The sequence below is a fragment of the Candidatus Desulfolinea nitratireducens genome, from assembly GCF_982879505.1.
Genome location: NZ_CEYOSI010000011.1, coordinates 21,935 through 30,193, shown reverse-complemented (window position 1 = coordinate 30,193; position 8,259 = coordinate 21,935). Strand labels below are relative to the sequence as shown.

Annotated in this window: 7 protein-coding genes; all 7 read left to right on the top strand. The window is 47.5% G+C overall.

Annotated elements, in window-relative coordinates; translation table 11 throughout:
* Positions 1 to 493 (top strand): transglutaminase-like domain-containing protein (locus AC3DOM_RS01965; protein ID WP_487917343.1); only part of this gene is annotated, 493 nt, incomplete at its 5' end.
* Between the two features lie 459 nt (positions 494 to 952).
* Positions 953 to 2,155 (top strand): (Fe-S)-binding protein, encoded by a 1,203-nt coding sequence (locus tag AC3DOM_RS01960; RefSeq protein ID WP_487917342.1) that lies wholly within the window; start codon positions 953 to 955, stop codon positions 2,153 to 2,155.
* A 17-nt stretch (positions 2,156 to 2,172) separates the two neighbouring features.
* Positions 2,173 to 2,940 carry an electron transfer flavoprotein subunit beta/FixA family protein gene (locus AC3DOM_RS01955; RefSeq protein ID WP_487917341.1) on the top strand — a complete coding sequence of 256 codons (768 nt, stop codon included), beginning with the start codon at positions 2,173 to 2,175 and terminating at the stop codon, positions 2,938 to 2,940.
* A complete protein-coding gene (locus AC3DOM_RS01950) occupies positions 2,937 to 3,899 on the top strand; it encodes an electron transfer flavoprotein subunit alpha/FixB family protein (protein WP_487917340.1) in 963 nt (320 codons plus the stop codon). Before AC3DOM_RS01955 ends, AC3DOM_RS01950 begins: the two co-directional genes overlap by 4 nt.
* A 24-nt stretch (positions 3,900 to 3,923) precedes the next feature.
* Positions 3,924 to 5,897, top strand: coding sequence for a (Fe-S)-binding protein (locus tag AC3DOM_RS01945; protein WP_487917339.1), 1,974 nt, complete (start codon positions 3,924 to 3,926; stop codon positions 5,895 to 5,897).
* Between the two features lie 10 nt (positions 5,898 to 5,907).
* Positions 5,908 to 7,920 (top strand): sensor histidine kinase, encoded by a 2,013-nt coding sequence (locus tag AC3DOM_RS01940; protein WP_487917338.1) that lies wholly within the window; start codon positions 5,908 to 5,910, stop codon positions 7,918 to 7,920.
* A partial coding sequence (locus AC3DOM_RS01935; protein ID WP_487917337.1) for a response regulator occupies positions 7,913 to 8,259 on the top strand: 347 nt, incomplete at its 3' end. The genes AC3DOM_RS01940 and AC3DOM_RS01935, both read left to right, overlap by 8 nt.

The window sequence follows — 8,259 nt, the reverse complement described above, 5'->3', positions numbered from 1 at the left end:
TAGAGCATCATCCATACCCTCACAAATGATGATTGGGATAGTGTTTCCTCCGCCCAAATATGAAACATCTCTTACCCATAATCCTGGTGAAGGTCATGCATGGGTAGAATATTATGCAGAGGGAAATTGGAAAATGGCAGATCCCACTTGGGGATCTGAATACTCAAAAATATTGCAGTTTAATCGAAACGATGGCCGCCATATATCCTATGGGGAGTTAGAACAATTGTCATCCGTTATCAAGATATTGAATACATGGGCACTTGATCATGCTGATCAGGTGTTGGCATCTTCCAAATGTTTCAGGTGTTACGCTACTTCCAAGTCAGATCAAATTTCGTTAATTCCAGTGACGGCAATTCAAACATATTGGGATGGGCGCTGGGCAAATACTCTTGTTATTTGGGCATTTACTACTTGGTTGCTTAGAAAATATAGAGACAAGATCATTGGCCCACCATATCGGAAAACCGAATTGCCAAGTAATTCTTAGATTACAGATATCTTCAGTTCTATTGGGAAAATATTGATAATGCGTAATAGGATGGCAAATTATTTATTACCCTAAGAGTGGTTTTCATAGGCATCGATTCATGGGCTTATGCAATTAATTAAACATCCTGAAATTAAAATTTTTTCAGATTAAAATCCCTCAAAAAACCTTATCTTTTGTCTTTTTTTTCACAATATAACAAATGTCACGCATTAGTCATGGCAATGCATACTGGCGTAAATGTGATTGTTTTCACATACTTAACAGGAGGAGAATTAAGCAATTTTTTCCTACGAAATTGATCTTTGTCATAATATAGAAATTGGTGGGCCGTATGATCAGTTTTTTGAGTCCGTATAAGAAACATCAACTTGGGGTCTATTTCAGTACGATTAACGACCGGTTCGTCCGCTATACAACATCTCATCTACTCAAGATAAGCAACCCAGGAGGCCAATAATGGCAGATACTGTAACCGAAGCAAAGGCTGGATTCACCACAAAGTTCTATAATAGTCTTTTTGAGGTCGCCGAGGGTGAAAAGATAAAAACCTGCCTGCAATGTGCCGATTGCAGCGGGGTTTGTCCTTTTGGCTATCTAATGGATTTTCCTCCTGGCAGAATGATCGCCTGGATGCGCGCTGGCATTCTTGACAAGATGCTTGATACCGACTCTGTATGGATGTGTGTTTCCTGCTACGCCTGTACAGAAGTCTGCCCAAAAAATATACCCCTGACTCCTGGCCTGATGACACGCGCCAAGGAGGAATTGCTTTTGGCCGGGAATATCCCTACAGAATTACAAAGTGCACTGGAATTTTCCCAGCGCTACGGCAATCCATTGGGCGAATCCCCCCGCAAACGCGCCGATTGGACAGCCGATCTTGATTTCGAAGTACCAATTATGCGCAAGGCCAAACGCCCAGTAGATGTGCTCTGGTTTGTTGGAGACTATGCATCCTACCATCCTCGAGTGCAGAAGACCACAAAAGCTTTTGCAAAACTCCTCCACAAATTAGGCATTGATTTTGGCATTCTTGGGCCGGAAGAAAACAGTGACGGGGATTCGCAGCGCTTAGCCGGAGAGCGTGGGCTTTTTGAAATGCTTGCAGAAAAAAATGGCAAGGCTTTTTCTCAATACGAATTCAAAGAAATCATCACCACTGATCCGCACGCTTATAACGCAATTAAAAATGAATATCCACAACTTGGTATTGAATATCCGGTCAGGCATTATACCGAATTCCTGACAGAACGGATTGAAGAGATCAAACCGTTGCTTAAAGATAACGGAAAAAAGAAAGTCACTTATCACGATCCCTGCTATCTGGGACGTGCCAATAACATATACGATGCACCACGCACTTTGCTCGAGGCAATTCCCGGCGTGGAGATCGTCGAGATGTCCCATACCAAGAGCACCAGCCTATGTTGTGGCGGGGGTGGCGGTGGAATGTGGCTGGATGGCTTCCAATGGGAAAAAGGAGAAGTACGATTATCTGACTGGCGAGTCAAGGAGGCGGTCACTTCCGGGGCTGAGATCCTGGCGGTAGCCTGCCCTTATGAACCCCCACGCTTTGAAGATTCCACGAAAACCGTTCCCGGAGCAGAGAAGATAATCGTCAATGATATTTTGGAGTTGCTTATCGGAGCCATGGAATAATCCGACGGAGGAGACAGATGGCAAAAATTGTAGCAATCGTCAAGATGGTGCCCGATCTCGTTGAAGAACTTGAAATCAACGAGGCTGGTACCGGCTTGGACAGGGATTGGCTGCGCTTGATCATCAACGAATTCGACAATCATGCCATTGAGCAGGCGATCCTGTTAAAAGAAAGAGATGCTGGTGAGGTCACAGTAATTGCGCCCGATGCGGAAGGCGTTGAAGATATGCTCTTCACCACAGCCGCCAAAGGCGCAGACCGGATGATTAAACTCGCTGGTGATCTTGAAGAGGGCGCAAATAACCATGCACTGGCTCGTGCCTTTGCCGAGGCTGCCAAGCCCTATCAACCTGATCTGATTTTGACAGGCGTTCAGGCCAATGACGATCTGGATGGCCCAGTCGGTCCTTTGGTCGCTGAATATCTGGGAATGCCTTATGTCGGCTATATCTCAGGTGTCACCATTGAGGGCAACAAAGCCATCGTTCGCAAGGAATACCCGGGCGGGCTGATCGGCGAGATGGAGGTCACCTTGCCGGCTGTTTTAGGCATTCAGGCTGGCGAAGAACCTCCCCGTTATGTGGCGATCTCTAAGGTTCGGCAAATGATGAAAACCGCGGAAATTGACGAGCAAGAGATTTCTGAACTTAATCCCAATGGTGGAGTAATTGCCAAACGCATGTATTTGCCTGAGGCCGCCAAACGGGCCGAAATGATCGAGGGGGATGAAGAGGAAATTGCTGCAAAACTTGTAGCGATTTTCAAGAAAGCAGGTGCGCTATGAACCAGGATATTTATGTCATCATAGAACATCTACAGGGCCAGGTTGCCGACATATCCTATATCACATTGGCCGCTGCACGTGATTTGGCTCAGGAAACTGGTGGAAAGGTCCTCGGTGTACTCCTGGGGCAAAATGCGCAGGAATTGGCTTCCACATTGGCCGCTGACAGTATTCTCTATGCAGATCACCCGGCTTTGGCTGAATTCACTTCCGACGCTTATCAGAAAACGGTAGCAAGCCTGATTGGAGAAAATGAACCGCGGGCAGTGCTTTTTGGGAACACATCCATCGGCGCAGATGTCGCCAGTGTCTTATCCGCCCGTTTATCCCTTCCATTAGTAAGCTCATGTGTAAAGACCAGTGGAGGGAAACTCACCAGCCAGATTTGCGGCGGCAAGATCATGGCAGAAAGCGAATTAGCAGAAACGACTACATTAATTACCGTGATTCCCGGAGGCTACAAGCCAGAAAGCGGTCAGAGCGAAACCGCACCTGAGGTAATTTTATTCGACGCTCCCGCGTTAGATGATCTGCGCGTGACGCTCAAAGGCTATATTGAGCCTGAAGCCGGAGACGTGGATATCAGCAAAGAATCGATCCTGATCGCCATCGGTCGCGGCATCCAAACCGAAGATAATATCGAACTGGCCGAAGAATTGGCTAAATTCTTAGGCGGCACAGTCTGCTCGTCGCGACCTATCGTCGATCAGGGCTGGCTGCCCACCTCGCGGTTGGTTGGCAAATCCGGACAAACTGTGAAACCCAAGCTTTATCTGGCGCTGGGTATCAGCGGTGCACCAGAACACGTCGAGGGGATGGCTGAGAGCGAAGTGATCGTCGCCGTCAACATGGATCCCAATGCCCCCATCTTCGATATCGCGACCTACGGCGTCGAATTTGATTTCTTTGACCTGATCGATCCTTTGCTTGAGCAAGTTGAAGAAGCTAAAGAAGGATAACTCCGTAGATGAGGAGAAGACGCGATGCCTGAACGACTAAATTACTGGGGAATACCGCATACCTGGGGCAAGCCGGAGCTTTATGTCTACACGATCATGTTTCTGGCGGCCGCGATCATGCTCTTCCGATTCTATCGACAGGCCAGTCCGTGGTGGCGGATAGGTCGCTCCGAACCACGCTGGGATAAACTCCATTTGCGGGTATGGCGCGTAATTCAATATGCCATCATCCAAACCCGAGTTCTCCGTCAACGGTATCCTGGTCTGATGCATGTGGCCATCGCCTGGAGCTTTTTTGTATTCTTCCTTGGCACAGCGCTGGCAACCGTCCATGACCATTTCTTCGAATTTCTTTATGGAAACACCCTCGTAATTTACAAATTCACTCTTGACGTTTTTACGATCATTTTCATCATTGGGGCAGGGATGGCCATTTATCGACGTTACGCCCAGAAACCCGAGCGACTAACACTGGAGCCCGGATTCACCTGGACCTTATCACTGATCGTAATCATCGTGCTGGGTGGACTAGGTACTGAATCCCTGAGATTGGCTGTGGAACGCCCGGACTGGGGGGCTTGGTCCCCCGCTGGATGGCTGCTTGCCCAGCTTTGGATATCTACCGGCGCATCAGAAACCACCCTGACCAATTGGCATCTCGGCATCTGGATATTCCACCTGCTCACCGTAGCTGTGACTCTCATCACCTTGCCGACTGGCACATTATTGCATACTCTGACCGGCCCACTGAATGCCTTTTTCTCCAAACTCGACCGTCCCATGGGTGCACTTGCTCCCGCTGCAGAAACTGCCGAGGGAAAACCTATTTTTGTCAGCAAACTCAGCGACCTGACCTGGAAACAGTTACTTGATGGGGATGCCTGCACTGAATGCGGTCGCTGTCAGGATGCCTGCCCGGCCTTTGGCGCTGGAACCCCACTCTCCCCGAAAAAATTGATCCTGTCTCTTCGGGATGCTCTCCATCATAACGGAGGCCAGCCAAACCTCGTGGGAGAAGCGATTCCAGAAGAGGTACTTTGGTCTTGCACAACCTGTGGTGCCTGCATCCAGGAATGCCCGGTGCTGATCGAGCATATAGACACCATTGTTGATCTCCGTCGAACTATGGTCATCGAGGGCATGATCGATGCCGAGCTCCAGGACGCATTGACCAATCTTGGGCGGTATGGCAATTCCTTTGGTCAGTCAGAACGGATGCGGGCGCGCTGGTCGAAAGAGATTGAGCCAAAAGTTAAAGATGCAGGCAAAGAAGCAGTGGAATACTTGTGGTTTGTGGGCGATTATGCATCCTACAGCCCTACACTAACCGAGATCACCCAGAGAACGGCCGAAGTTTTCCAAAAAATCGGCCTGGATTTCGGCATCATGTATAAGGGCGAAAATCACGCCGGGAACGACGTGCGCCGCGTTGGAGAAGAGGGGCTTTTCGAGATGCTGGTAGAGAAGAACGTCAAGGCGATGAGCCGATGTGATTATCAGTCCATCGTCACAACCGATCCGCATACTTACAACACACTCAAGAACGAATATCCTCCTAATGGCGAACAGCCTGTGTTGCACTACAGCGAATTACTGGACCAACTGATCGCTTCCGGAAAACTCAAGCTTAGCAATAAATTAGGTTACAAAGTCACTTATCACGATCCCTGTTATCTCGGGCGTTATAACGGTGTCTACGATGCACCACGTCGCGTGATCGAAGCGACCGGGTGCGAAATCGTAGAAATGCCTCGCAACAGAGATTGTGCGCTCTGCTGCGGAGCAGGGGGCGGTCGTATCTGGATGGAAGAGGGCGAGGTAAATGAACGCCCCAGCGAATCACGCATCCGTGAGGCCGTTCAATTGAAAGGCGTCACTGATTTTATCGTCGCCTGCCCCAAAGATATCACCATGTATAGGGATGCCGTCAAAACCACAGGCGAAGAAAATAACCTTGTCATCAAAGATTTGATCGAACTGGTTTACGAGGCCCTATAAAGTATTCATCATGACCAATAAGTCGGAAACATCTCTTCGCTGGCCCAAAAGTGCTTTCCCATGGTTGCGTTCCATCAGTTTGTCAATTGCGGCAAAGTTAATGTGGAGCTTTTTGCTCATCATCGCGATCATCAGCACTATTTTTATGTTCGTCGGGAATCGTCTTATCGGCGACCGACTTGTCGTAGAAGCACAGGAAAAGGTACGTAACGATCTCAATACCGCAAGAGAAATCTACCTTGAAAATCTAAATCACATTAACGATGCTGTACGTTACACAGCAGATCGCTCCTTTCTAAGGAATGCACTGCAATTTGGGAATATCGAAGAAGCTACAGACGAATTGGTAAGAGTAAAAGAAGAAGCTGGGCTTGATGTATTAGCCGTGACAGATCAATATGGGTATGTGGTCCTGCGTACGGACAGCAATAGCTCTCTTGGCGACAACCAGGGAACTGATGAGCTTGTCAGAACAGCTTTATATCGAAAAACCCCTCAAGCCGCGACAATTATCGTTTCTGCTGATGAGCTGTATCTTGAGTCCCCTGCTTTGGCAGAAGCAGCATATTTCAAATTTATTGATACTCCCTTGGCCCGTGAACGGGAAGAGGTTGAAGAAAGATCCGGGATGATGCTAAAAGCAGCAGCACCAATCTTTGATGATCAAAATAGGTTGATCGGGACTGTATATGGCGGGGTTCTGTTAAGCAGAAATTACTCAATTGTCGACAAGATCAAGCAAACGGTCTATCAGGATGTCATCTATGAAGGGCAAGATATCGGTACCTCAACGATCTTCCTGGAAGATCTCAGAATTTCAACAAACGTAAAGAACAAAGATGGCTCAAGAGCTATCGGGACACGCGTGTCTGAAGAGGTTTATAACCAGGTTGTTATTCAGGGAGAACCCTGGATCGCACGCGCGTTTGTAGTTAACAGTTGGTATATAGCAGCATATGAACCGATCAAGGATATCAATAACAGGATTATTGGCATTCTCTACGTTGGCATTCTGGAGCAAAAATATACCGATACCCAAAGGCAGACACTGATCACCTTTACAGGAATTACACTCGCGGGCGGAACAGCCGCCCTAATACTTTCTTATTTCATTGCGCAACGGATTTTGGTTCCGATCAATAAGTTGGTTGATGCATCACAGGAAGTAGCCATGGGGAACCTGGATTTTGAAGTAAAGGTTTCAAGCAACGACGAGCTTCAATCCTTGGCAAATTCTTTTAATATCATGAACAAAGCTTTGAAGAGGAGGGATGAACAATTTAAAGATTTTGCTACACAAAGAATCATGGAATCAGAAAGGTTGGCGCTCGTGGGACAGTTATCCGCCAATATCGCCCACGAATTGAATAATCCGCTACAAGGCATCATTACTTTCGCCAATCTGTTGCTCGAAGACCATAAATATGATGGCACCTCCATTGTTTTCCCGCTGGAAAAGATCGTCGGGCAGGCCAATCGGTGCAGAGACATCATCCGCGGCTTGCTGGATTTCTCTCGCCAACGTAAACCAGATAAAACTCTATGCTCTATAAATGAGGTCTTGCATGAATGTGCTTCCCTTGTTGAACATCAAGCCCTGTTCCACAACATTGAAGTGATTAAACTCTTCCAGAACAGCCTGCCTCTGGCCGTAATTGACGCTGCCCAAATCGAGCGTGTTTTTATCAACATGATCATCAACGCTGCTGAAGCAATGGAGGGCAGCGGATATTTAAATATCAGCACCCGTTACAGTAAAAGAAAGGACGCCGTTGAAATTGCTTTTTCCGACTCCGGCTCAGGCATCAGTGAAGAGAACCTAAAAAAGATTTTCGACCCCTTCTTCACAACAAAGGATGTCGGGCATGGCACTGGTCTGGGACTGGCTATCAGCTATGGAATTGTTAAGGGGCATGGAGGCAGCATCTCGGCACAGAGCGAATTGGGTCGAGGCACAACCTTTATCGTTACCCTGCCGACTAAAGCAACTGAAAATAATGGTGAGGAATCAAAACATGCATGAGATACCCAAGATTCTCATTATAGATGATGAGGAAATCGTTAGAGATTCCTGTATCCATATTTTAGCGAAGAGTGATTATAAGATCGTTACAGCACGGGATGGCGCAGAGGGGTTGGAAATACTCGAAGATTTCCAACCAGATTTAGCCCTTGTTGATCTCAAAATGCCAGGCCTCTCCGGGTACGAAGTGCTTGAGAAAATCCATGAATATGATCCCACTATTGTGACTATTGTTATCACAGGTTTTGCCACCGTGGATGCAGCTGTCGAGTCGATGAAAAAAGGGACATACGACTTTTTACCAAAACCATTCAAACCTGATGAATTGCGCCTGATTGT

Excerpts from the sequence above, each read along its gene's own strand:
- AC3DOM_RS01950 (WP_487917340.1), top strand. The coding sequence starts at position 2,937 with ATGAACCAGGATATTTATGTCATCATAGAACATCTACAGGGCCAGGTT.
- AC3DOM_RS01960 (WP_487917342.1), top strand. The coding sequence starts at position 953 with ATGGCAGATACTGTAACCGAAGCAAAGGCTGGATTCACCACAAAGTTC.
- AC3DOM_RS01940 (WP_487917338.1), top strand. The coding sequence starts at position 5,908 with ATGACCAATAAGTCGGAAACATCTCTTCGCTGGCCCAAAAGTGCTTTC.
- AC3DOM_RS01945 (WP_487917339.1), top strand. The coding sequence starts at position 3,924 with ATGCCTGAACGACTAAATTACTGGGGAATACCGCATACCTGGGGCAAG.
- AC3DOM_RS01955 (WP_487917341.1), top strand. The coding sequence starts at position 2,173 with ATGGCAAAAATTGTAGCAATCGTCAAGATGGTGCCCGATCTCGTTGAA.